This window comes from Stenotrophomonas sp. 112478_Sma (genome assembly GCF_056479905.1).
This window is the reverse complement of the sequence record NZ_CM151072.1, coordinates 1,590,311-1,615,236: the sequence shown is the minus strand read 5'-3', so window position 1 is coordinate 1,615,236 and position 24,926 is coordinate 1,590,311. Positions and strand designations below refer to the sequence as shown.

General features: G+C 66.8%; 21 protein-coding genes. 4 read left to right on the top strand and 17 right to left on the bottom strand.

All coding sequences use genetic code 11. The annotated features are described in order from the left end of the window. Positions 1 to 13: 13 nt before the first annotated feature. The 4 genes from ACZK08_RS07665 to ACZK08_RS07650 form a co-directional block, all read right to left on the bottom strand. On the bottom strand, positions 14 to 3,184 hold the full coding sequence (locus ACZK08_RS07665; protein ID WP_053517457.1) for an efflux RND transporter permease subunit: 3,171 nt from the start codon (positions 3,182 to 3,184) through the stop codon (positions 14 to 16). A gap of 127 nt (positions 3,185 to 3,311) precedes the next feature. Next, entirely contained in the window at positions 3,312 to 4,535 is a 1,224-nt protein-coding gene (locus ACZK08_RS07660) for an efflux RND transporter periplasmic adaptor subunit (protein WP_065181297.1), read from the bottom strand. Positions 4,536 to 4,624: 89 nt separating this feature from the next. Beyond that, on the bottom strand, positions 4,625 to 5,395 hold the full coding sequence (locus tag ACZK08_RS07655; RefSeq protein WP_053517454.1) for an SDR family NAD(P)-dependent oxidoreductase: 771 nt from the start codon (positions 5,393 to 5,395) through the stop codon (positions 4,625 to 4,627). Then, complete coding sequence (locus tag ACZK08_RS07650) at positions 5,392 to 5,619, bottom strand: hypothetical protein (RefSeq protein ID WP_053517540.1); 228 nt, start codon at positions 5,617 to 5,619, stop codon at positions 5,392 to 5,394. The genes ACZK08_RS07655 and ACZK08_RS07650 overlap by 4 nt, the downstream gene beginning before the upstream one ends. 147 nt (positions 5,620 to 5,766) lie before the next feature. On the opposite strand from ACZK08_RS07650, the gene ACZK08_RS07645 reads away from it, so the two are divergent. Further along, positions 5,767 to 6,798, top strand: a complete 1,032-nt coding sequence (locus tag ACZK08_RS07645) for a LysR family transcriptional regulator (protein WP_065174970.1) — start codon at positions 5,767 to 5,769, stop codon at positions 6,796 to 6,798. 18 nt (positions 6,799 to 6,816) lie between these two features. Here ACZK08_RS07645 and ACZK08_RS07640 read toward each other — a convergent pair whose 3' ends face one another. Continuing rightward, complete coding sequence (locus tag ACZK08_RS07640; RefSeq protein WP_065181296.1) at positions 6,817 to 7,713, bottom strand: LysR family transcriptional regulator; 897 nt, start codon at positions 7,711 to 7,713, stop codon at positions 6,817 to 6,819. A gap of 122 nt (positions 7,714 to 7,835) precedes the next feature. Between ACZK08_RS07640 and ACZK08_RS07635 the strand changes: the two genes are divergently transcribed. Further along, a complete protein-coding gene (locus ACZK08_RS07635) occupies positions 7,836 to 8,561 on the top strand; it encodes an SDR family oxidoreductase (RefSeq protein ID WP_111185460.1) in 726 nt (241 codons plus the stop codon). 112 nt (positions 8,562 to 8,673) lie between these two features. On the opposite strand, the gene ACZK08_RS07630 is transcribed toward ACZK08_RS07635, so the two are convergent. The 6 genes from ACZK08_RS07630 to ACZK08_RS07605 form a co-directional block, all read right to left on the bottom strand. Beyond that, entirely contained in the window at positions 8,674 to 9,369 is a 696-nt protein-coding gene (locus tag ACZK08_RS07630) for a YiaD family glycine zipper/OmpA-like lipoprotein (RefSeq protein WP_065181292.1), read from the bottom strand. A gap of 141 nt (positions 9,370 to 9,510) precedes the next feature. Further along, complete coding sequence (locus tag ACZK08_RS07625) at positions 9,511 to 10,926, bottom strand: cryptochrome/photolyase family protein (RefSeq protein WP_065181291.1); 1,416 nt, start codon at positions 10,924 to 10,926, stop codon at positions 9,511 to 9,513. Positions 10,927 to 11,011: 85 nt separating this feature from the next. Further along, positions 11,012 to 11,632, bottom strand: coding sequence for an inorganic diphosphatase (locus ACZK08_RS07620; protein ID WP_065174967.1), 621 nt, complete (start codon positions 11,630 to 11,632; stop codon positions 11,012 to 11,014). Between the two features lie 10 nt (positions 11,633 to 11,642). After that, positions 11,643 to 13,007, bottom strand: a complete 1,365-nt coding sequence (locus ACZK08_RS07615; RefSeq protein WP_065181290.1) for a purple acid phosphatase family protein — start codon at positions 13,005 to 13,007, stop codon at positions 11,643 to 11,645. Continuing rightward, on the bottom strand, positions 13,004 to 14,116 hold the full coding sequence (locus ACZK08_RS07610; RefSeq protein WP_065181289.1) for an NHL repeat-containing protein: 1,113 nt from the start codon (positions 14,114 to 14,116) through the stop codon (positions 13,004 to 13,006). Before ACZK08_RS07610 ends, ACZK08_RS07615 begins: the two co-directional genes overlap by 4 nt. Next, on the bottom strand, positions 14,116 to 16,629 hold the full coding sequence (locus ACZK08_RS07605) for a TonB-dependent receptor (protein ID WP_065181391.1): 2,514 nt from the start codon (positions 16,627 to 16,629) through the stop codon (positions 14,116 to 14,118). Before ACZK08_RS07605 ends, ACZK08_RS07610 begins: the two co-directional genes overlap by 1 nt. Positions 16,630 to 16,839: 210 nt before the next feature. Here ACZK08_RS07605 and upp point away from each other — a divergent pair, with 210 nt between their 5' ends. Continuing rightward, entirely contained in the window at positions 16,840 to 17,472 is a 633-nt protein-coding gene (upp, locus tag ACZK08_RS07600; protein WP_053517320.1) for a uracil phosphoribosyltransferase, read from the top strand. Between the two features lie 52 nt (positions 17,473 to 17,524). Here the strand turns inward: upp and ACZK08_RS07595 are convergent, their stop codons facing one another. From ACZK08_RS07595 to rsmD, 6 genes are all read right to left on the bottom strand, one after another. Continuing rightward, positions 17,525 to 18,412, bottom strand: a complete 888-nt coding sequence (locus ACZK08_RS07595; RefSeq protein WP_053517318.1) for an MBL fold metallo-hydrolase — start codon at positions 18,410 to 18,412, stop codon at positions 17,525 to 17,527. A 120-nt stretch (positions 18,413 to 18,532) separates the two neighbouring features. Continuing rightward, positions 18,533 to 20,263, bottom strand: a complete 1,731-nt coding sequence (gene ggt, locus ACZK08_RS07590) for a gamma-glutamyltransferase (RefSeq protein WP_065181288.1) — start codon at positions 20,261 to 20,263, stop codon at positions 18,533 to 18,535. After that, positions 20,260 to 20,541 (bottom strand): YfhL family 4Fe-4S dicluster ferredoxin, encoded by a 282-nt coding sequence (locus tag ACZK08_RS07585; protein ID WP_053517316.1) that lies wholly within the window; start codon positions 20,539 to 20,541, stop codon positions 20,260 to 20,262. The genes ggt and ACZK08_RS07585 overlap by 4 nt, the downstream gene beginning before the upstream one ends. A 132-nt stretch (positions 20,542 to 20,673) precedes the next feature. Next, positions 20,674 to 21,165, bottom strand: a complete 492-nt coding sequence (locus ACZK08_RS07580) for a hypothetical protein (RefSeq protein ID WP_053517314.1) — start codon at positions 21,163 to 21,165, stop codon at positions 20,674 to 20,676. A 58-nt stretch (positions 21,166 to 21,223) separates the two neighbouring features. After that, the gene (gene coaD, locus ACZK08_RS07575; RefSeq protein ID WP_053517312.1) at positions 21,224 to 21,733 is read right to left on the bottom strand and encodes a pantetheine-phosphate adenylyltransferase; all 510 of its coding nucleotides are present in this window, start codon (positions 21,731 to 21,733) and stop codon (positions 21,224 to 21,226) included. 26 nt (positions 21,734 to 21,759) lie between these two features. Further along, positions 21,760 to 22,338 carry a 16S rRNA (guanine(966)-N(2))-methyltransferase RsmD gene (rsmD, locus tag ACZK08_RS07570; RefSeq protein WP_065181287.1) on the bottom strand — a complete coding sequence of 193 codons (579 nt, stop codon included), beginning with the start codon at positions 22,336 to 22,338 and terminating at the stop codon, positions 21,760 to 21,762. 635 nt (positions 22,339 to 22,973) lie between these two features. Between rsmD and htpG the strand changes: the two genes are divergently transcribed. Beyond that, on the top strand, positions 22,974 to 24,866 hold the full coding sequence (gene htpG / locus ACZK08_RS07565) for a molecular chaperone HtpG (RefSeq protein ID WP_053517309.1): 1,893 nt from the start codon (positions 22,974 to 22,976) through the stop codon (positions 24,864 to 24,866). The last annotated feature ends 60 nt before the right edge of the window (positions 24,867 to 24,926 follow it).

The following is a 24,926-nucleotide window of genomic DNA, read 5'->3' as shown; positions in this document are numbered from 1 at the left end:
ACGGGGTTCCGTATCAGTGATGAATGGTGGGCTCGCCGTGCTGCACCAGCTGGCCACCGCCGTTGCGGGTGACGAACTTGCGCAGGGCAACGTAGAACACCGGGGTCAGGAACAGGCCGAACAGGGTCACGCCCAGCATGCCGGCGAACACCGTGATACCGGTCACCGAACGCACCTCGGCACCCGCACCGTGCGAAAGCACCAGCGGCACGGTGCCGGCGATGAACGCGATGGAGGTCATCACGATCGGGCGCAGGCGCAGGCGGCAGGCTTCCAGCGCGGCCTCGACGATGCCCTTGCCGCCCATCTCCAGCTCACGGGCGAACTCGACGATCAGGATCGCGTTCTTGCATGCCAGGCCCATCAGCACCACCAGGCCCACCTGCACGAACACGTTGTTGTCGCCGCCGGTCAGCCATACGCCGAACAGAGCCGACAGCAGGGTCATCGGCACGATCAGGATCACCGCCAGCGGCAGCGACCAGCTCTCGTACAGCGCGGCCAGCACGAGGAAGGCCAGCATGATCGCCACCGGGAACACGATGAACGCGGCCTTGCCCTGGGTGGCCTGCTGGTAGCTCAGGTCGGTCCATTCGGTGGCCATGCCGACCGGCAGCACCTGCCCGGCGATCTCGGTCAGCTTGTTCATCGCTTCCGCCGAGGACAGCAGGCGCGGGTCGGCTTCGCCGGCCAGGTCCGCTGCCGGGTAGCCGTTGAAACGCAGCACCGGGTCCGGGCCGAACGTCTGCTTGATGGTCACCATCGAACCGATCGGCACCATCTCGCCGCGGTCGTTGCGGGTGCGCAGCTTGGCGATGTCCTCGACGCTCTCACGGAACGGGCCGTCCGCCTGGGCGATCACCTGCCAGGTGCGGCCGAACTGGTTGAAGTCGTTGACGTACGCCGAACCCAGGTAGGTCTGCAGCGTGTCGAACAGCTCGGTCAGCTGCACGCCCTGCGCCTTCGCTTTCACACGGTCCACTTCCGCATCCAGCTGCGGCACGTTGGCCTGGTAGCTGCTGATCGGGAAGGCCATGCCCGGAGTCTGTGCAACGGTCCCCTGCATCGCCTGCACGGCATTCTGCAGCGCGCCGTAACCCAGGTTGCCGCGGTCCTCGATGAACATCTGGTAGCCATTGCCGTTGCCCAGGCCCAGGATCGGCGGCGGCATCATCGCGAACGCGAAGCCCTCCTGCAGGCCTGCGATCTTCTGGTTGATCTCGGCGTTGATCTCCGCCGCGGTCCGGCCATGACGCTCGTTGAACGGCTTGAGCGGAATGAACGCCACACCGGTGTTCGGGGTGTTGGTGAACTGCAGCGCGTTCAGGCCCGGGAACGAAATGGTATGCGCCACGCCGTCGGTTTCCTGGGCGATCTTGGCGACCTTGCGCAGCATTTCATCGGTACGTGCGATCGACGAACCTTCCGGCAGCTTCACGCCCGCGATCAGGTACAGCTTGTCCTGGGTCGGGATGAAGCCCGGCGGCACCAGCTTGAAGATCACACCGGTACCGACCAGCAGGATCGCGTAGACCACGAACACAGCGCCGCGGCGGCCAAGGATGCGCGCCACGCCGCGCTCGTACTTCTCCGAGCTGGACTTGAAGAAGCGGTTGAACGGGCGGAACACCCAGCCGAACAGGCGATCGATCAGACGGCTCGGACCATCCTTCGGAGCGCCATGGGCCTTCAGCAGGCGGGCGGCCAGGGCCGGCGACAGGGTCAGCGAGTTGATCGCCGAGATCACCGTGGAAATGGCGATGGTGACAGCGAACTGCTTGTAGAACTGACCGGTGACGCCCGACAGGAACGCCATCGGCACGAACACCGCGCACAGCACCAGTGCGATCGCAACGATCGGGCCGGACACCTCACGCATGGCCTGGTGGGCGGCTGCGGTCGGCGACAGACCTTCTTCGATGTTGCGTTCAACGTTCTCCACCACCACGATCGCGTCGTCGACCACGATGCCGATCGCCAGCACCAGGCCGAACAGGCTCAGCGTGTTGATCGAGAAGCCCAGTACGTACAGCGCTGCGAAGGTACCGACCACCGACACCGGAACCGCGATCAGCGGAATGATCGACGCGCGCCAGGTCTGCAGGAACAGGATCACCACCAGCACCACCAGGGCGATCGCTTCAAGCAGGGTCGAGACCACCGCCTTGATCGAATCACGCACGAAGATGGTGGTGTCGTACACCGCTTCGTACTTCACGTCGGCGGGCATGGTCTTCTGCATCTCGTCCATCGTGGCGATGACCTTGTCGCGGATCTCCAGTGCATTCGCACCGGGCGACTGGAAGATGCCGATACCCACCGCATTCTTGCCGTCGAGCTGCGAGCGCAGGGTGTAGTCGCCAGCGCCCAGTTCCAGGCGGGCAACGTCGGACAGTCGCACGATCTCGCCGTCGACACCGCTCTTGAGCACGATGTCGCCGAACTCCTGCTCGCTGCGCAGGCGGCCCTGGGCATTGATCAGGGTCAGGAACTGGCTGTTCGGCAGCGGCTCGGCGCCGAGCTGACCCGCAGAGACCTGCACGTTCTGCTCACGCATGGCACGCACCACGTCGCTGGCCGTCAGGCCGCGCGAAGCAACCTTGTCCGGGTCCAGCCATGCGCGCATGGCGTAGTCACCACCACCGAAGATCTGCGCGTCGCCCACGCCGGGAATGCGTGCCAGCGCGTCCTTGACGTGCAGGCGGGCGTAGTTGCGCAGGTACAGGGTGTCGTACTTGCCATTGGGCGACGTCAGATGCACGACCATCAGGAAGGTGGGCGACTGCTTCTGCGTGGTCACGCCCTGCCGGCGCACGTCCTCGGGCAGGCGGGCCTGCGCCTGCGCCACACGGTTCTGCACCTTCACCGCCGCCGCGTCCGGATCAGTGCCCGGGCGGAAGGTGACGGTCATCTGCAGCACGCCGTCGGAACCGGCGACCGACTTGAGGTACATCATGCCCTCGACGCCGTTGATCGCCTCTTCAAGCGGCGTGGCGACGGTTTCGGCGATGACCTTGGGATTGGCGCCCGGATAGACCGTGCGCACCACCACCGACGGCGGCACCACTTCCGGGTACTCGCTGATCGGCAGGATCGGAATCGTGATCAGGCCTGCGGCGAAGATCACGATCGACAGTACCGCCGCGAAGATCGGCCTGTCGATGAAGAAACGGGAAAAGTCCATGGAGGAATTCCTGGGAAATGCCGCCGGCGGGCAACAGCCCCCCTGCCCCTCGCCGATATGACGAAGGCAGGGAAGGCCGCCGCTGGCGCCGGCAGCTAAGCGGAAACTCGGATCAGGCGACGGCGGATCAGCGGTTCAGCGCAGCAGTGGCATCACGGCCTGGTGCGGCGGCCGCAGCCGGCTGCATCGCCACCGCCTTGGCCTGCACCGGCATGCCCGGCATGAAGACCTTCTGCACGCCATCGATGATGACCTTGTCGCCTGCGGACAGGCCCTGCTCGACGATGCGCAGGCCTTCCGCCGTGCGGCCAAGGCGGATGTCGCGGCGCTGGGCCTTGCCATCCTTGTCGACCACGTACACGTACTTGCGGTCCTGGTCGGTCAGCACAGCCTTGTCGTCGATCAGCATCGCCTGGAACTGGCCACTGCCCAGCAGCTGCACACGGGCGAACAGCCCCGGGGTGAACTGCCGGTCGGCATTGTCCAGCAGCGCACGCACGCGGATGGTGCCGGTGCTGCGTGCAACCTGGTTGTCGAGGAAGTCGACCTTGCCCGCGTGCGGGTAGCCTTCTTCACCCGACAGGCCAACCTTCACCGGCAGGTCGCTGTCGCGCTCGCTCGGGCGCTCGCCCTTGCGTGCCATCTGCGCGTAACGCAGGAAAGTGCTTTCGTCGGCATCGAAGTAGACGAACACGGTGTCCAGCGAGACCAGCGTGGTCAGCACGCTGGCGCTGTCGCCGGCGGTGACCAGGTTGCCCGCGGTGACCATCGCGCGGCCGGCACGGCCGTCGATCGGCGCACGCACCTTGGTGAACTCCAGGTTGAGCCGGGCAGCATCCAGTGCCGCCTGCGCGGCCTGCACGGCTGCGCCGGACTGGTCTGCCGCAGCGCGACGCTGCTCGGCGGTCTCGGTGGAGATCGCCTGCTGCTCGGCCAGGCGCTTGGCCCGCTCCGATTCACTGCGGGCCAGGGTTGCCTGGGTGCGGGCGCGGGCCAGTTCAGCGGCGGCGCGATCGTACTCGGCCTGGTAGCTGCGCGCGTCGATGGTGAAGAGCACATCGCCCTTCTTCACTTCCTGGCCTTCGACGTAGTTGACCTTGTCGATGTAGCCGGACACGCGTGGACGCAGTTCAACGCTCTGCACCGCCTCGATGCGGCCGCTGAACTCGTCCCATTGGCTGATCTGCTTGACCAGCACCGGGGCTGCGCTGACCTGCGGCGGGGGCGGTGCACCGGCTTCTTCGGCATGGCCGCCACTGCAGGCAGCGAGCACCGCCGCGGCGAGGATCGACACGCCGACCATCGCAATGCGATGGCCGAAACGATGTGGGGTGGTTTTGGGGGAAGTCATGGCATGCATCCGTACGGAGGGGTGGTACAGCTAATGAGAATGGCTATCAGAAAGTGCGGCGTATGCTGCAACCTCAACCAAGGTCAAGGTCAAGCGACACCGACGGCGTCGCGCCACGGTGGTGGAACTTCCAGTCGCAGCAGGCCCCGCGGCAGTTCCGCATCGCTGCTGTCGCAGCGAACGATGGCGCGGTTGTCGCGGCAGCCATCAAGCAGCGACACCACGCGCCGGCCGACCAGCAGCGAGCTCGGCCACTCGATGCAGGCGTTGGCGGCGTTGGCCGGTGTACACACCGGGCTGCACACCTCCAGCATCTGCGCACGGACACCGACCGCCTGTGCTTCCTGGTGCACCACCTGCGCGTACATGCGCAGGGCGGCGGTGGTGATCGAGGTCTCGCCGTAGCCGGCCCAGGGCTTGAGACCGGCAGGGCTGCCGATCATCACGTAGCGCCGCGCATGCACGTTGTCACGCAGCAGCGGCAGCAGGTGGCGTACCGCATGCACATGGGGCATCAGGTCGGCCTGCAGTGCGCCGAGCAGTTCGTCGCCCTTGCGGTCCATCACCCGGCCACGGTTGTAAGGACCGCCCATGGCCGCGATCACCGCCGCCAACGGCCGAGGGCGTTGCGCGACGCGCTCGGCCAGGACCTGCGCCGAACCGTCGTCTGCCAGTGAACCGAGCATGGTCTGCAGGCCGGGCTCATCGGCGAACTGCGCTTCCAGCGACGCCAGCCGTCCTGGATCGCGGCCGACCACCAGCACCGGGCTGCCGGCTTCCAGCAGCGCACCGACCACGCCCTGGCCGACCGCACCGGTTCCGCCGAGGACCAGGACTTCGGGCATCAGAATCCCATTCACGGGACATTTCCTCCCAAATCCGGGATAGTCCCGATTCGGCGCAGTCGATCGCTCTTCTGCGGCGCCAAGCGGATGGCACCGCCACGCTGCTGCCGCATGGGCGCGGTAAACTCACGGAAATCCTTGTGCACCAAGGAACTCGGGCGGATCTCAACGGTCATCGCCAGATCCAGGGCGTTCTGGCCGGCATGCCGGAAACGGGCAAGAATGTTGCGCAGGCTCATGGCGGGGGGACTCCATTTCACGAATGGCGCCACGATAGACCTCAAACCTTTACTTGATTAGTCCTGATTAAGGGGAATAATCATCCCGTTCCCGGTCCAATCGATCTGTCACGATTGTCCCACCCCCGACGTCCAGGACTCCCGACCATGTCCCACGATCTCAATGAAACGCTGATCTTCGTCAAAGTGGTCGAGCAGGGCAGCTTCATCGCAGCTGCCAAAGCGCTCGGCCTGCCCAAGACCACTGTCAGCCGCAAGGTGCAGGAGCTGGAGACACGGCTGGGCGCGCGCCTGCTGCACCGGACCACGCGCCGTCTTGGCCTGACCGAGGCGGGCTCGATCTACCACGAGCACTGCCAGCGCATCGCGCGCGAGCTGGAAGAAGCCGAGAGCGCGGTCAGCCAGTTGCAGTCCGGCCCACGCGGCTGGCTGCGTTTCACTGTGCCCTACTCCATCGGCATCACCTGGATCGCGCCGTTGCTGGGCCAGTTCCATGCGCAGTACCCGGAAATCCGCCTGGACATGCACATGGGCAACGAGAAGCTCGACCTGATCGCCGGTGAAGCCGATCTGGCCCTGCGCGTCGGCGCCCTGCCCGATTCAAACCTGGTCGCACGCAAGCTCGGCAGCCTGCGCACGCAGGTGTTCGCCAGCCCAGCCTACATCGAGCGCTACGGCGAACCACTGCACCCGGAAGAGCTTCAGTTCCATCGCATCCTGGCCATGCGCAAGCCCTACCACACTGGCAATTCACCGCGCTTTACCTGGCAGCTGGGCGAGAACGGAGGGGAACTGCGTGACTTCCCGGTGACGCCGCTGATGACGGCCAACGACATGTCCGCGCTCAACGGCGCGCTGGTGTGCGGTGAAGGCCTGCTGCTGACCGGCGATGTGATGGCCAAGCCGTTCGTCGAGTCAGGCATGGTCCGTCGCGTGCTTGCCGGGTGGACAGGTCCGGAGGTGGATTTCAACGCGGTCTTTGCCGGCGGCCGCCTGGTCTCGCCGAAGGTGCGCGCATTCGTCGACTTCCTGGTGGAGAAGCTCAACTTCGACGCCAATTACATGCTGGCGCAGTGCCCTGGCGCGAAGCTGGCGCGGCAGCAGCAGGAGCAGGAAGATGCCGCGCTTGAGATCAGCGGCAAGCGGATCCTGGAGAAGGTGGCCGCGCCGGCGGCGTGAAGCGGGGCCTGCCCGGCGTCATGCGGTGCGCTGTTCCAGCAGATGCTCGATCAGTGCCCGCAGCTTCGGCTCGGCCTGGCGCCGGCTGGGGTAATACAGGAAGAACCCTGCGAACCACGGGCAGTACGGCTCCAGCACGCTGACCAGTTCCCCACGCTGCAGCCACGGGCGCCATGTGTCCTCCATGCCGAAGGCCAGCCCGGCGTCCGCCAATGCCAGGCGGGTCATCGTGGCCATGTCATTGCTGGTGATCTCCGGCTGCACATCGACGCTGAACTCGCGTCCGTGCTCTTCGAATTCCCAGCGATAGGGCGCCTTGCGTGGTGCGGCGCGCCAGCCGATGCAACGGTGCCCGGGCAGCTCGCGCGGGTGCCTGGGCATGCCGTGCTGCTGCCCATACCGCGGAGTGCACACCACCACCTGCCGCTGCCGGCCGGACACCGGAATCGCCACCATGTCCTGGGCGATCACCTCGCCCAGACGCACGCCCGCGTCGAAACCCGCCTCGACGATGTCGAACTCCTCATCGGTCACCGTGATGTCCAGCTGCAGCTCCGGGTGCCGGGCGGCGAAGCTGGCCAGCAGGGGACCGGCCAGGAAATGCTCGGCAATGGAGGACACGGCCAGGCGCAGCTGGCCCTTGAGGGTGCTGCCGCGACGTAGCGTGGACTCCACGGCGCTGTCCAGTTCAGCCAGGGCGGGTCTGACCGCCGCAAGCAGCGCCTGGCCGGCATCGGTGAGGTTGACGCTGCGGGTGGTGCGCAGCACCAGAGCGACACCGAGCGACTGTTCCAACCGGGCGATGGTCTGGCTGACGGCCGATCGGGTCACGCCCAGTTGCTGGGCCGCCGCGGTGAAGCTGCTGCAGTCGGCTACCCGCTGGAACACCGCGAGGGCATTGAGATCGACGGACATTGGTTAGCGGATCTATACAAGGTAGTCAGCAGTCGCCATCTTATCGCGACGAAGCAGGCCGTCTACCGTCACTGCACCGGGCACGACCCGGCATTTCCCCCTAGCCCTTCCGGAGACCTGCCATGAGCCATTCCCGAACCATCCTGATCACCGGTGCCTCCAGCGGCATCGGCGCCGGCATCGCCCGCTCGCTGGCGCAGCCCGGCGCGCGCCTGGTGCTGGGCGCGCGCCGCCTCGAACGGTTGCAGGCACTGGCGGATGAACTGCGCCAGCACGGCGCCGACGTACGCGTGCATGCGCTGGACGTGACACAGCGCGCGCAGGTCGAAGCGTTCGCCGCTTCGGCCCTGGAGCAGTTCGGCGCCCTCGATGTGATCGTCAACAATGCCGGTGTGATGCCACTGTCGCCGATGGCATCGCTGAAGGTGGACGAATGGGACCGGATGATCGACGTCAACATCCGCGGTGTACTGCACGGGATCGCAGCCGTGTTGCCCCATATGCGCGCACGCGGCCGCGGACAGATCATCAACATCGCGTCCATCGGCGCGCTGTCGGTCGTACCGACCGCTGCGGTCTACTGCGCCACCAAGCACGCGGTACGCGCCATCTCGGAGGGCCTGCGCCAGGAACACCGCGAGCTGCGGGTCACCTGCATCCACCCCGGCGTGGTGGAAAGCGAGCTTGCGGACAGCATCACCGACCCGGTCGCCGCCGAAATGATGGTCGGCTATCGTGCCATCGCCCTGCAGCCGGATGCGATCGGGCGCGCGGTGCGGTTCGCCATCGAGCAGCCCGACGACGTGGACGTGAACGAGATCGTGGTGCGGCCGACGGCCGCGGCATGACCCGGCCGCCGTTCCTGCGCTAGGCGCCGCGCATCTCGCCCAACGAAAATGCCGCCTGCAAGGGCGGCATTCCCGTTCCGGCTGCGCCGGACCTGCACGCACGCGCCGCGCGTTACTGCTGCAGCGGAATCACGCGGATTTCAACACGGCGGTTCTTGGCACGGCCGGCATCGGTGTTGTTGTCGGCAATCGGGTACGCCTTGCCGGCGCCCAGCGTTTCGATACGCACGCTCTGCACGCCCTGCCCGATCAGGTACTGGGCGACCGAATCGGCGCGCTCCTTGGACAGGCGGTTGTTGACCGCATCGCTGCCGATGCTGTCGGTATGGCCGACCACTTCGATCATGGTCTGGTTGTAATCACGCAGGGTGCCGGCCACGCCGTTGAGCGCGCCGTAGAACTGCGGCTTCAGTGCCGACTTGCCGAAATCGAAGGTGATGCCGTCGGGCAGGTTCAGCATGATGTTGTCGCCCTGGCGCTGCACATCGATGCCGGTGTTGGCAGTGCGCTCGCGCAGCGCGCGTTCCTGGCGATCCTGGTACTGGCCCACGGCCGCGCCACTGAGCGCGCCGATGCCTGCACCGATCAGCGCGTGCTGGCGGCGCTCGGTCGCACTGTCGCCGCTGAGCAGGCCGGCGGCCACGCCAATGGCGGTACCGATCAGCGCGTTGCGACCGGTACGGTTCTGCTGCTCGGTCGGGTTGCCGTACTGATCGCTCTGCACGTAGGAACCGCCGGTGGCGCAGGCCGACAGGACGGCCGCGCTCATCAGGGCCAGTGCGACATTGCGGGTGGTGTTGCGGATCATGATGGTCTCCTTGGTTTCCGGTCGGGCCGGCGGCTTGCGGGCCGCCCAGAGGATAAACAGCAGGACGCGATGCCGGGATGATGAACACGCCGCTCGACAGGCCCTTGTTCAGCTAGCTGTCTGGAACCCCGCGGCGGCGCTTTACCCCGCTCCCGACTGGCGGTAGGCGGCGAGCGCTGCATCCCGGCCGGCGGCCAGATCCACCAGGGGGCTGCGCGGATACTCCGGCGCGTGCTCGGCCAGCCACTGCGGATGCTGCCACGGCGCGAAGCGCGCCTTCACCGGCAGCGCCGCCAGTTCCGGTACCCAGCGGGTGATGTAGCGCGCCTGAGGATCGAACTTTTCGGCCTGGGTGACCGGATTGAACACGCGGAAGTAAGGCGCTGCATCCGCACCGGTACCGGCCACCCACTGCCAGCCCATCGTGTTGTTCGCCAGGTCGGCATCGACCAGTGTGTCCCAGAACCAGCGTGCGCCATGCAGCCAGTGCGCGCGCAGGTGCTTGCACAGGTAGCTGGCGACGATCATCCGCACCCGGTTGTGCATGTAGCCGGTATGCCACAGCTCGCGCAGGCCGGCATCCACGATCGGTACGCCGGTGTTGCCGCGCTGCCAGTCATGCAGCTGGCCGGCGCTGGGCGTGGCCCACGGAAAGCGGTCGAAGCGCGGGTTGAGGTTGCCGGTGGGGGTCTCCGGAAAGTGATGCAGCAGGTGGTAGGCGAAGTCACGCCAGCCCAGTTGCCGCAGGTAGCCGTCGATGTCGGCGTCGGTACCGGCGCTGCGCAGCCCTTCCAGCGCATGGGCGATGCGCCAGGGCGCGATCTCGCCGAAGTGCAGGTGCGGTGACAGCCGCGAGGTGCCGACCCGGTCCGGCAGGTCGCGCTGCGCGCGATAGCCTCGCAGCGCGCCGTCCTCGAACACCGAAAGCGCCTCCAGCGCGCCGGCCTCTCCCGGCTGCCAGTGCTCCCAGAAGCCCTCGTCCCAGCCGAGCGCCGGTGCCAGCCCGAGCGCCTGCAGCGACTCGCCTTCGACGGCATGCGCTGCCAGTGCCGCGGGCGCCGCCTGCAGCCCGGGCAGGCGCCAGTGACTGAGCACGTTGCGCCAGTAGGGGGTGAACACCTTGTACGGCTGCCCCTGCTGGGTGGCGATGTCCCACGGCTCGAACAGCAGACTGCCGTTGCAGCTCTGCGCATCGATGCCCTGCTCGCGCAGCGTGCGCTTGATGGAGGCATCACGTGGCTGGGTGGCGGGCTCGTACTTGCGGTTCCAGTACACCGCCGTGGCACCGGTCCGTGCGATCAGTGCCTGCAGCACCGGCAGGCTGTCGCCGATCTGCAGCACCAGGGAAGAACCGCGGCCACGCAGATCCGCATCCAGCGCGGCAAGCGAGCGATGACGCCACGCGTTGGATGCCGCTCCCGGCGCCCACTCGCCTTCTTCGTGCGGCGCGTGGATGTACACCGGGACCACATCGTGCCCCGCATCCAGTGCGGCCTGCAGGGCCGGATTGTCCTGCAGCCGCAGGTCGCGACGGAACCAGACCAACGCTACCGACACGTGCACCGCCTTTGCTGTGGAAGGCGGCCATGATAGCCAGCACAGGTGAAGACCGCGCAGGGGTGCAACGCCGTCCGCAGGCGGACTACTTCCCGGCGTCGAAACGCTGCATGGCTTCGCGGATCAGCGTACGCGCCTCGGCCGCGTTGCCCCAGCCCTGCAGCTGCACCGGGTTGCGTCCGGCTGGCAGATCCTTGTACACGCGGAAGAACGCCTCGATGCGCTGCCGCTCGATCTCCGGCAGATCGGCCAGATCGCGGACGCCTGCATAGCTCGGATCAACCTTGTCGGTCGGCACGCCGATGACCTTCTCGTCATGTTCGCCGCCATCGATCATCTTCAGATAGCCGATCGGGCGGAAGCGGATGATCACGCCGGGGTGCAGGGGCTCACGGGTCAGTACCAGCGCGTCCAGCGGATCGTTGTCACCCGCCAGCGTGCGCGGCATCGAACCATAGTTGGCCGGATAGGCCACCGGCATCGACTGGAAGCGGTCGACGTGGACCAGCCCGTCGTCCTTGATCTCATACTTGGTGAAGCTGCCAGCGGGAATTTCCACGGCCAGGTTCACCTCCTGCGGTGCCTGCTGCGGCTGGGCCGCCAGGAACGGATGCAGCACCGCATCAGCGGCGGCCACCGCACCGGCCAGCAACAGCAGGGCGGCACCGATGGCAGCAAGAGGAACGATGCGTCGGGGCATGGTCATCGGCGTCTCCTTATTCCCAGCAACGGTCGGCGCGACCCTTGGCAGTCTGCGCGCGCGGGCAGTCGCGTGGCGTGATGCGGCCTTCGGTCAGCTCCGTGCGCTGCTTGCCCCCGCTGGCGTCACGGTGCAGCTCGAAAGCATCGTACAGCTGCCCGGTCACCGTGCGCGCCTCATAGCGCAGGTGCTGCGGATCGATGCGCAGCACCTGGAACAGCTGGGTGTCCTCGGCCACCGGGGCCATCGTCCTTCGGGCTTCATCGGAAAGACGGTACTGCTTCGGTCCCGCCACGGTCACCACATACTGTGGTGTGGCGGCCTGTCCTTCGCCACGGCGGCCATAGGTGTGGTCGTGCCCCTGCAGCACCAGGTCCACCTGGTGACGACGCACCACCGGCAGCAACACGTCACGCAATGCGGCGTTCTCGCGGCCTTCGCGCGGCGAGTAGAAGGGCTGGTGCAGCAGTACGATGGTCCACGGCTGCGGATTGCCGGACAGCACCTTGTCCAGCCAGTGTGCCTGGGCCTGGGCGGTGCCGAGATCGAGTGCCGAGGTTCCATCAAGCACCGCCACGCGCACGCCCTGCGCATCGAACCAGTAGCTGGTCTGCTGCGCGGCAGCGGCGCCATTGCCCGGCAGTGCGAAGGTCACCGGCCAGTGCCGGCCCAGCACACGGCGTTCCTGCGGAGTGTCCTCGAACTCCTCGAAATACTCGTGATTGCCGATGGCAGGCGCCACCAGTGTTTCCTGCGCCAGCCAGGCGGTGGCGGCGAACCATTCGCCCCATTCACTGTCGTCCACACCGTCGCCGCCGCTGACCAGGTCACCCGCGAACAGGCTCAGGCGAGCGTCCGGTGCCGCCTTCTGCGCGGCCCGGATCACTCGGCTGACGTGACTGAGATTCTTGTTCTGGGTATCGCCGAAGTACAGCAGCGTCAGCGGCTGCCCGGCGGCCGCCAGCGTGCGCAGCTGGTTCCATGCACTCCAGCCTGCCCTGCCCTGCACACGGTAGATGTATGCGGTATCCGGCTGCAGGCCATCGATGTCAACGCGGTGATGGTGCGACAGGCCGTTCTCGGTCTGCAGCGCCTGCGTGGTCGCGCGCAGCGCGCGAATGCCTTCGATGGCCGGCGAATCGCCGGCACGCGCGATCTCCAGCAGTGGCGCCTGTACGCTGCCATCCGTGCGCCAGGCCACGGCGAATCCGTGGCTGGGGTCGGCCGAGGGCGAGGCAACGATGCGATCCGGCAGTGGCGATGCCGCATAGTGGCGGCTACCCGCAGGCACCTGCGTGTTGGGTTCGACCGCCGCGGTGACCAGCAGAGGCAGGGCCAGCAGCAGGCTGGCGACGAACGCGCGCGTGCTGTGCCGCCTCATGCGCCACACTCCAGCGGCAGCGCCAACTGCCTGGCAACGCTTTCCCAGTCAAAGGCGACCACGCCCTGATCGTCATGCACCGCATACAGCGCACCGTGCGGGAACCGCGTGCTGGGCTGCTGCATCAGCCAGATGCCATCGGTGTTGGCCACGGTATTGCCCTGGAAGGCACCGACCGGCTTCAGCGTGTGCCGATCGAACAGATGGAACACGCTGCGCTGCTTGCCCTGCTCGGTGGTGATCCACCAGCCGTCCTTGCCGCAGGTCCGCAGGGTCACCCCTTCGGCCTGCGCCTTGAACACGTCACGGCCGAAGGTGGTGCCGGTGAAGCGGCCTGCCAGCGTATAGACCTTGAACTCGCTGGCGTAGCTCTCATCCTCTTCGGCAATCAGCAGACGGTCGTTGTCCGGATCGCCCCAGATCGATTCGACCACGCGCAGCGCACCGGCCTCACTGGTGTCGCCGATGTCGGCGATGCGATTCGCGTCGATCTTCGCGCCGTCGCGGGAAACGTGGTACTGGCGCACGCGCTTGTCCAGTTCCGCCAGCGGCGGCAGGATGTCGCGGCCCTGTGCGTCCTCGCCGTTGTCCCAAGAGTCCGTGACGTAGACGCTGTAGCCGTCCGCCCTGCGATCGACCCACAGCCCATAGGGCTTGCGCAGATCTTCGGCAGCGAACGTCGCCAGTGGTATGAAGTCCGGCAGGGACAGGACCTGGACCCGGTGATTGTCGCGTTCCACGATCCACAGCAGGTCGTCGGTCACGGCGATGCCATTGGGGCGATCGAACTGTCCCAGGCCGGTACCGGTGGCACCGACGTCGCGCAGGTGACGGCCGGTGCTGCCGTCATACACCACCAGTTTGTCGGTGGCCTTGGCGGTGGCGATCAGCCAGATCTGCCCGTCCGGCGTGCGCCAGCTTGCAGGCGAATCGATGTTGTCGGCGGGCGTGAGTGGCGACACGAACGCCTCGGCAACGGTGGCCACCGTGCGCGCCGGAGGCGTCGGCGACGCCGCATGTGCCGCCGGCGCGCGGTCGGCCGCTGGCGTGCAGCCCACGACCAGCGCGGATGCGATCGCTGCCACGAGCACCGGAACGTGCCGCCCCATCACAGCGCCACCTTCAGGCCCAACGCATAGGTGCGCCCATATTCTTCCATCTGCAGCGTGCGCGAGCGCGTGCCCTGGTACAGCTCCAACGGCTTGTCCAGCAGGTTCTGCGCCTCGAAGTACAGGCTGACGCGCGGGCTGAACCGATAATCCAGCGAGAAGTCGAGCTGCGTGTTGGGTGCCACGTAGATGTCGAATGCACGGCCCTTGCCGATGCTGTCCAGATATTCGCTGCGGTACACCGCAGCCAGGCGGGTGCTCAGGCCATATTTCTCGTAGCCGACATGCGCGCTGTACACGTGCTTGGAGGCACGCGGCAGCGTGAAGTCCTCGCCGGCACGGTCCGCGATGCCGGCATCGAATTCGGTATCCAGCCAGGTGCCGCTGGCCCCGACCAGAAGACCGTCGAAGCCTGCCGGCAGGAAGGCCAGCTGCTGCTGCCAGTTGAACTCGGCGCCGCGTACCGTGGCCTTGCGGCCATTGATCGGCTGGGTCACGTCGAAGCCGTCGTAGTCCGGATCATTGGTACGCACGGTTTCCACGATATAGCCGTCGATGGACTTGTGGAACAGGCCAAGCGAAACGATGCCGGTGCTGCCGATGTACTTTTCCACCGACAGGTCGATGTTCTTCGACTCGTACGGATCCAGCTCGGGATTGCCCAGCCGCACTTCCTCGTCGCCGCGGCTGTAGCCCACACGGGGCGAAACGTCGCCGAAGGACGGGCGCGAGACGGTCTTGTTGGCCGAGGCGCGCAGCACCCAGTCATCGGCTGCGTCGTAGCGCAGATGCAGGCCCGGCAGCACATTGGTGTAGCTGGTGTTGGCCACGCGCGGGGTGACGGTGAAGCTGCGCCCGTTGGCCGCCACCTCGACCTGGTTGCCCACCGCCTTGAAACGGGTGTTCTCCACGCGTGCGCCGCCGATGATGCGCAGCGCGCCGATATCCCAGGTCCCCATCGCATAGCTGGCGAAGATGTCTTCGCTGGCCACATAGTCCTCTTCCAGTGAGGCCAGGGCATTGGCGCCGGCATCCTGCGGCCGGGCGCTGTACTGGCTGCCATTGGCCGCCCAATAGGCCCGCATCGCCGCCGAATCCATGCCATCGCCCAGGTTGCCATGGCGATGCTCGGGGGCCGACGTGGTCCAGCTCGACAGTGCCACCTTCGGGCCCACCCGCAGCTCACGCTCGTCGGTATTGACATCGCGGTCGCGCCAGCGGCCCAGCAGGCCGAACTTCAGGCTGCTGCTGTCGCCGTCGAAGCGTACGTTGACCTGCGCGCTGTGCTCCTTGTCGTTGACCTGCTTGGGCGAAAGCACGATGCGGTCGAAGGCGTAGTTGCCGTTGTCCAGCCACTGCGGGTTGTCGAAACTGTAGGTCGGCAGCCGGCTGCGCTGGTCCAGGGTGCCGTTGAAGTCATCACCATCCAGTGTGAACCGCGCCTCCATCTCGTCGTTCACCCGCTCCTCGGTGCGGGTGTAGCCGATACGGTAATCGACCACCGCGCTGGTCAGCCGGTTCTCGCCACCGAGGCTGGCTGCGAAGGTGTTCTCCTTCTTGGTGCGGTAACGCATGCGCTTGTCGATCGCATCGCCCGGCATGTCATCCAGCCGGTACTGGTCGGTGCCGGTGCGCACCATGTCGGCATCGTCGAAATTGAAGATCACCCGCTGGCGGGTCTCGGCATCGTCGAACTGGCTGTACAACGTGCGCAGGTAGTACTTGCTGTCTTCATTCGGGCGCCAGTCCAGGTTGAGGTTGGCGCCGATGCGCTTGCGCTCGATCTCGTACTTGCGGTGCTGCAGGTTGATCGCGGTGACATCCCCCGGTGCAGCATCATCCTCGCCGTCGTACTCCACTTCGGTGTTGTCCGATTCAAACCTGCGCTTCTGGTAGTTCACGCCCAGCGCGATGCCGAACGTATCGGCGAACACTTCGCTGTAGTTGAAGGCGGCCTTCGGGCTGGTTTCGCCCGAGAGCTGCTGGTGGCTGCCCTCGATCTTGGCACGCAGGCTGCGCCCGTCGCGATCGAATGCCGAGGCCGATTCGACCAGGACCGCACCGCCGATCGCGTCGCCGGGCATGTCCGGCGTTGGCGACTTGACCACGCGCAGCCGCTCGGTGGAGTCGGAGGGAATGACATCCAGCGGTGCAGCGCGGCTGGAGTCCTCCGGCGTACCCACGGCGATTCCATCGACGCTGACGCTGTTGAGGTTGGCGTCCAGGCCCCGGATGACCACGAAACGGCCTTCGCCCTGGTCGCGGGTGACGCTGATGCCGGGTAGACGCTGCAGCGATTCGGCCACGTTCTTGTCCGGATACTGGCCAAGGGCGTCGGAAGACACGGCGTCTTCGATCGCGTCGCTGCTGCGCTTCAGATCGACCGCGCGGATCTGCGATTCGAGCTGCGCACGCACCTCGACGCGGTCCAGGTCGATCGCATCGACCGCCGCTGCCCCCGTGGCGGCGACCGTCTGCTGCGCGGCGGCCTGCAGCGGAGCGCTGGCCCCCATCGCCAGGGTCAGCGTGATGGCAACGGCCAACGGAGTCTTGATATGCACTGGGAATCCCCATTCCTGTTAAGAATGGGTCTGGACGGTATGTCCGCAAGGTTGCATGGCCATGACAGACGCCCTCGATCCGCGCCCGCTGGCTGCGCTCCGTTTGGGGTTCCGCACCCCGATCCGGCAGAATGATCGCCTCTCCCTTCCCCCTTTCCGACCATGAAGATCGTCGAAGTGCGCCACCCGCTGGTGCAGCACAAGATCGGCCTGATGCGCAACGCTGCGCTCAGCACCAAGGATTTCCGCGAACTCGCCAACGAGCTGGGCACGCTGCTGGCCTATGAGGCCACCGCTGACCTGGACACCGAGCCGCACACCCTGCCCGGCTGGGCCGGTCCGGTGACCGTGCAGCGCATCGCTGGCGCCAAGATCACCGTGGTGCCGATCCTGCGCGCCGGCCTGGGCATGCTCAGCGGCGTACTGTCGCTGATCCCTGCCGCCCGCGTGAGTGTGGTCGGCCTGCAGCGCGATGAGGAAACCCTGCAGCCGGTGCCGTACTTCGAGCGCCTCACCGGGCGCCTGGAAGAGCGCGATGCGCTGATCCTGGACCCGATGCTGGCCACGGGCGGCACCCTGATCGCCACCATCGACATGCTCAAGCGGGCCGGTGCGCGACGCATCAAGGGCATTTTCCTGGTCGCCGCTCCGGAGGGCATCGACGCGGTCAAGGCAGCGCATCCGGATGTGGAGATCTACACGGCGGCAATCGACGCCCAGCTCAACGAAAAGGGCTACATCCTGCCGGGCCTCGGCGACGCGGGCGACCGCATCTTCGGCACCCGCGTCGGCTGACCGGTGCGACGGGGTCAGATCCCTTTCGCAGAAAGGGCTCCGACCCCGGCACTCACCCCAGCGCGCGCGCCTTCAGTTCACCCTGCTCGTGCAGGGTCACGAAACGCCCCTTGTCGTCGCGCCCCAGCTGGGCCAGTGCGACCTGCGGGTCGTGGGTAAAGAACAGATGCACGTTGCGCGCCAGCTTGTCCTCCAGGAACTGCCGCTTCTCGTCGATCAGCAGTTCCGCGTTGCGGTCATATCCCATGGTGATCGGCACGTGCACCCACGAGCGCCCCGGAATCAGGTCAGCGCAGAACACCACACCACCGCGCGCGACCTCGCCTGCATGCCCATGGCCGACGATCTCGGCCAGCATCAGCCCCGGCGTATGCCCATCGCTGTAGCTGAAACGCACGCTGCTCCCCAGCGCCCGGGAGAACTCGCCGTCGACCACTTCCAGGCGCCCACTGGCCTGCAGCAGCCCGGGCAGCTCCGGGATGAAACTGGCGCGGTCGCGCGGGTGCGGCTGAAGTGCGCGCTGCCAGTGCTGTGCACCGACCACATAGGTGGCATTGGGAAACAGCAGTTCGGGCTCGCGCCCCTCGCTCCATGCTGCCAGCAGGCCGCCGGCGTGGTCGAAGTGCAGGTGGCTGAGGACCACCACGTCGATGTCCTCGTGTTCGAAGCCCGCCTCACGCAGCGAATCGATCAGCACGTGCTGGCTTTCCTGCACGCCATAGCGCTCGCGCATGCGCGGATCGAAGAACGCGCCGATGCCGGTTTCAAACAGGACCGTCTTGCCTTCCAGCGGGCTGGCCAACAGCGCGCGGCATGCCAGCTCGATACGGTTCAGCTCATCCGGTGCCGCCCATTTTTCCCACAACGCACGGGGTGCGTTGCCGAACATCGCACCGCCGTCGAGGCGCTGCGAGTTACCACGAATCGACCAGAGTTTCATGCGCCGATTATCGTCGGCAGGCCGTTAAATAATCGCTAGAACGAAACTGCAGCGCCCTGCCGTTGCGGGCAGGGCGCTGCGGCTCACCGTCGGCCGGATGGGACCCGGCGAGCCCGGCCGTTACCTGCCGGGCACCACCTGGGCGCTGCCGACCGGGTTGCGCGGATCGCTGCCGCCGAACAACCGGTTGCTCCTGCGATCCCATTCCACCGTCTGCAGATTGCCCCAGACGTGGCTGGAGCCGCGGCCACCGGCGGCGACATTCCCCGGCAGATCGATCTTGTGGCCCATCGCCTGCAGTTGCTTCACGGTGGCCGCGTCGAACGCGTTGTCTTCGGCCTCGATCAGGTCCGGCAGCCACTGGTGGTGGTAGCGTGGCAGCGCCGCGACCTGCTGCGCGTCCAGGCCGGCGTCGTAACCAAGGATGCCCAGCAGCACCATGGTGATGATGCGGCTGCCGCCGGGGGTGCCCAGCACCACGACCTTGTCGGCGTTCTCCATGAAGGTCGGCGTCATCGAGCTGAGCATGCGCTTGCCCGGCTTCGGTGCGTTGGCCTCGTAGCCCATCACGCCGAACGCATTGGGCGTGCCCGGCTTCAGCGCGAAATCGTCCATCTCGTTGTTCAGCAGCACACCGGTGCCCTTGGGTATCAGGCCCGAGCCGTACAGCAGGTTGACGGTCTGGGTGGCGCCGACGCGGTTGCCATCACGGTCGATGATCGAGAAATGGGTGGTCTCGTCGTCCTCCAGCGGCGTCGGATTGCCCGACAGCAGGTCGCTGGGCGTGGCCTTCTCCGGATGGATGGTGGCACGCAGGCCCTGGGCATAATCCTTGCTGGTCAGCACTTTCTGCGGGATCTGCACGAAGTCCGGATCGCCCAGGAAGAACGTGCGGTCGCGGTAGGCGCGCCGCATCGATTCGACTACCAGATGGGCGCGGTGCGCCGGGTCCATCTGCTTGAGGTCCCAGCCTTCGAGGATCTGCAGCATGCTGGCCAGGGCGATGCCACCGGACGACGGCGGCGGCGCCGTGGTGATCTTCCAGCCGTTGTAGTCGAAGACGATCGGCTCGCGCTGCTTCACCCGGTAGCCGGCCAGCTCCTCGGCGGTCCAGCGGCCACCGGCCTGCTTCACCCCGGCCAGCAGCAGCTTGCCGGTCTGGCCCTTGTAGAAGCCATCGAAGCCACCCGCCGCCAGCCGCTCCAGCGTCTGCGCCAGTTCCGGCTGCCGGAACACATCACCGGTGGCGATCGGCCTGCCGTTGCGCAGGTACACCTCGCGGGTCCCGGGGTAACGCTCCATCACCTCGCGGCGCGAGGCATAGCCCTTGGCCATCCGCTCGTACACCGGGAAGCCGTCGCGGGCGATGCGGATGGCCGGTTGCAGCGAAACCGCCAGGGGCAGCCTGCCGTGCCGGGCCGAAAGCTCCACCAGCGCCGCAGGCAGGCCGGGGATACCCGCCGACCAGGCGCCGTTGACCGAGCGGTCGCGGTCCAGGTTGCCCTTCCCGTCGAGGAAGGCCTGCGGCGTGGCAGCAGCCGGCGCGGTCTCGCGCGCATCCAGCATCACGTCCTTGCCGGTGGCCGCGTCATGCAGCAGGAAGAAGCCGCCACCGCCCAGGCCGGAACTGATCGGCTCGACCACCGCCAGCGTCGAGGACACCGCCACCGCGGCGTCGAACGCGTTGCCTCCCTGCGCAAGGATGTCCACGCCGGCCTGGGTGGCCAGCGCGTGGCCGCTGGCAATGGCAGCGCCATCGGGACGTTCGGCACGGGCCGGCGCATCGGCCCAGGCAAGCGGGCTCAGCAACAGGCCGAGCAGCAACACGGGACGGACGAGCAGCGTCTTCATTCGGATGGGGGCTCCGCGTAGAGTTCGGGATGATCGTGCTGCAGCCGGCGCAGTTTGGCCAGCAGCTGGTCTTCCGTTTCCACGATCTCCGGGTCCGGATCGATGCATTCGACCGGGCAGACGACCACGCACTGTGGCTCGTCGAAATGGCCCACGCACTCGGTACAACGGGCGGGGTCGATCACGTAGATGGTTTCACCCATCGCAATGGCCTGGTTCGGGCAGGCCGGCTCGCAGACGTCGCAGTTGACGCAGAGCTCATTGATTTTCAGCGACATGGCGATACTCCTCGCCCGCGCCTTGGGACAAAGGACCGGCCAGCGCGGGCGCGCGGGCCGGTCAGGTCATCGGTGACGCCCGCTACAGGCGCCACCCGGGCCACGTTGCAACGTGGCCGCCACGGCTCGGTCTTACTTGGCTTCGACGAAAATGTACTCGGCACCGGTCGGCTGCACGGCCGCCTGCACGCGGGCGTTGTCGGCCGACTGGCCGATGAAGACGACGCGCACGCCCTTCATCGAATCCGGCGACACGTCCTTGAACACGGCCTGGATCATGTCCGCCATCTTGCCCGAGGCCGACGAACCGAAGGCCAGCATGTTGCCCGGCTGCACGCCACGGGCCACGGCCTGGGTCGCGCTCTCGGTCTGGCGCTCGTACTTGGCCTGGAAGTCCGGGTCCGATTCCGGCGAGAGGTAGTACAGGAACGGGCTGTTGGAGATATTGCCCATGTTCTGGATGGCGACTTCCTGCAGGTACTTCTTCCAGCCTGCGTCGTCGTCCTTGGACGGGGCGACCAGCGCCTGCTTGGCTTCGTCGACCGGAGCGGCCTCTTCCTTCTTGCAGGCGGTGAAGGCCAGGGCCAACGAGGCGATCAGCATCGCGCGCATGGTGGTGTTCATGGTTTCCTCCCGGAATGGTGCGTGGTGTTGTACGTAAGGGGTGCGGGTACGGCGGGGCTTATGACTGGGTCGATTTCGCCTCGCGGACCCTGCGCAGGGCTTCAAGCACCGCGGCCGGCACGAAGCCGGACACGTCGCCGCCCAGGCGCGCGATCTCGCGGACCAGCGAAGACGAAATGAAGCTGTGCTGCTCGGCCGGCGTCAGGAACAGGGTCTCGACTTCCGGGATCAGGTGGCGGTTCATGCTCGCCATCTGGAACTCGTATTCAAAGTCCGACACCGCGCGCAGGCCGCGCAGCAGGACCCCGCCCTGGACGGAGCGTACGAAATGGGCCAGCAGGGTATCGAACCCGCAGACCTCGACGTTGCCATGGTGGCCCAGGGCATCCCGGGCCAGCTGCACGCGCAGTTCCAGCGGCAGGGTCGGCCCCTTGGACGGGCTCTGCGCCACGCCGACCACGACCTTTTCAAACAGCGGCGCGGCCCGGTTCACCAGGTCGATATGACCGTTGGTGATCGGATCGAACGTGCCGGGGTAGACGGCAATGCGGCGGTTGGCCACGGTCATGGGCGGTTGCAGATGTTCAGATGAAGTCAAAGTGTAGCAGCGGCGCGGCGGTACAGGGCAAAGCGCACCTCACGGGTGCCGCCCTCGCGGTGCAGCAGCCAGTCCGGCGGCAGCACCGGGACGTGACCGGCCGGCGACTCCAGGTAGAGCCAGGCGTCGGCTGCCAGATGCCGCGGCAGCTGGGCCAGCACGTCCTGCCAGAGGCCATCGGCGAACGGCGGGTCGATGAACACCAGATCCGCCTGCTGCGCGGGCGCGCCCTGCAGCCAGCGCAGGGCATCGGCCTGGACCACGGTGATCTGCGCGCTGGCCTGCAGCTTGGCGACGGCGGCCGACAGATTGCGGCCGAGCTGGGCATCGCGCTCGACCAGGGTGGCGTGAGCGGCGCCGCGCGAGACGGCTTCCAGGCCCAGCGCGCCGCTGCCGGCAAACAGGTCCAGCACGCGGGCCCCGGCCAGTCGGGGCATCAGCCAGTTGAACAGGGTCTCGCGCACACGGTCACTGCTGGGCCGCAGGCCCGGCAGGGTCGGCACCGGCAGGCGGGTATTGCGCCAGCGCCCGCCGATGATGCGGACCTGGCCGTCATTGCCTCCACGGCCGCTCATCGGGGCCACCGGCGAAGGGTGTTCGAGAATTTCAGCATGAGCGGGATTGTAGTTCGGGCGGGCGGCGCCCGGCACCCGCAGTAGCCAGAGCAACGGCTGGAGCAACGGCAAAGGCTGGCTGTGGGTTGGCGGGGTGGGTCAGGTTGTGGGGGACGCCGTGAATCCGTCCATGGAGGCTTGGCCGCGGCATCCATGCCGCGGACACCCCCACAACCTGATCCACCCCGCCTTCGACCGTTTCCTGCGATCTGTCGGAACGGCTCTTGGGGTCAGATCCGTTTTCCTGTGGAAAACGGATCTGACCCTGGCTTGGATCTCGAGATCTGAGAGATTTCATCCACGCACGGCGTGGATCTAGTGGCCACCGGCCAACTGTCGAAGGCGGGGCACTGTGGGTTCGCGGGGTGTGAGCCGCATGGATGCGGCGACCAAGCCTCCATGGACGGATTCACGGCGCCCCCGCGAACCCACAGTGCCCCGCCATCCCACGGAGTGCCCGCTCTTGCTTTGGCTCTGGCCTCTGCGGGTGCAGGGCGCCGCCCTGCCCGACCAACCCCCTTGATTTCGGGACAATCACCCCTACCCCTTGGCGAGGCCGCACGCGCTGGCGCGGCATTGCACACGGAGCCCTATCGATGACCGAGACGACCCAGACCGAAACCCTTGGCTTCCAGACCGAAGTCAAGCAGTTGCTGCAGTTGATGATCCACTCGCTGTACTCCAACAAGGAGATCTTCCTGCGCGAGCTGGTGTCCAATGCCGCCGACGCGGCCGACAAGCTGCGCTTCGAGGCGCTGACCCAGCCGTCCCTGCTGGAAGACGACAGCGACCTGCGCGTGCGCGTCAGTTTCGACCCGGCCGCCCACACCATCACCATCGAGGACAACGGCATCGGCATGAGCCGCGCCGAGGCCATCGCCCACCTCGGCACCATTGCCAAGTCCGGCACCGGCGACTTCCTGCGCCAGCTGTCCGGCGACCAGAAGAAGGATTCGCAGCTGATCGGCCAGTTCGGTGTCGGCTTCTACAGCGCGTTCATCGTCGCCGACGAAGTCGAAGTCACCTCGCGGCGGGCCGGCCTGGCCAGCAGCGAAGGCGTGCGCTGGACCTCGCGCGGCGAAGGCGACTTCGACGTCGCGACCCTCGACAAGCCCGAGCGCGGCACCCGCATCGTGCTGCACCTGAAGGACGGCGAACACGACTTTGCCGATGGCTGGCGCCTGCGCAGCATCCTCAAGAAGTACTCCGACCACATCGGCCTGCCGATCCAGATGCCGAAGGAAGGGGGTGAAGAGGGCGCGGCGGTCGAATGGGAAACCGTCAACCGTGCCAGCGCGCTGTGGACCCGTCCGCGCACCGAGATCAGCGACGCCGAGTACAGCGAGTTCTACAAGCACGTGGCACACGACCACAGCGATCCGCTGGCGTGGAGCCACAACAAGGTCGAAGGCAAGCTGGAGTACACCTCGCTGCTGTACGTGCCGGGCCGTGCACCGTTCGATCTGTATCACCGCGATGCGCCCAAGGGCCTGAAGCTGTATGTCCAGCGGGTGTTCGTGATGGACCAGGCCGAGCAGTTCCTGCCGCTGTACCTGCGCTTCATCAAGGGCGTGGTCGATTCCAACGACCTGTCGCTGAACGTCTCGCGCGAGATCCTGCAGTCCGGCCCGGTCATCGATTCGATGAAGGCCGCGCTGACCAAGCGCTCGCTGGACATGCTGGAGAAGCTGGCAACCGACAAGCCCGAGCAGTACGCCACGTTCTGGAAGGAGTTCGGCCAGGTGCTGAAGGAAGGACCGGCCGAGGACTACAACAACCGCGAGAAGGTGGCCGGCCTGCTGCGCTTCGCCTCCACCCGTGGCGAGGGCGATGCCCAGACCGTCTCGCTGGCCGACTACATCGGTCGCATGGCCGAAGGCCAGGACAAGATCTACTACCTGACCGGCGAGAGCTACAGCCAGGTCCGCAACAGCCCGCACCTGGAAGTGTTCCGCAAGAAGGGCGTGGAAGTGCTGCTGCTGACCGACCGCATCGACGAATGGCTGATGGGTTACCTGACCGACTTCGACGGCAAGGGCTTTGTCGACATCGCCCGTGGCGACCTCGACCTCGGCGCGCTGGAGACCGAGTCGGACAAGCAGGAACAGGAAGCGGCGGCCAAGGACAAGCAGGCCCTGATCGAGCGGCTGAAGGCGGTGCTTGGCGACGACGTGGCCGAAGTCCGCGTGTCGCACCGGCTGACCGATTCGCCAGCGGTGCTGGCCATCGGCGAACAGGATCTGGGGCTGCAGATGCGCCAGATCCTGGAAGCCAGCGGCCAGAAGGTGCCTGACAGCAAGCCGGTGCTGGAGATCAATCCGGGGCACCCGTTGATCGCCAAGCTCGATGGCGAGGCCGACGGTGATCGTTTCGATGATCTCGGCCGCGTGCTGTTCGACCAGGCCGCGCTCGCGGCCGGCGACAGCCTGAAGGACCCGGGCGCCTACGTTGCGCGCCTGAACAAGCTGCTGCTGGAACTGTCGGCCTGACACGCTGGGTGGTCGCCGGGCATGGCCCGGCGCTGCCAGGCGCTGGCTGTCATCTGCCAG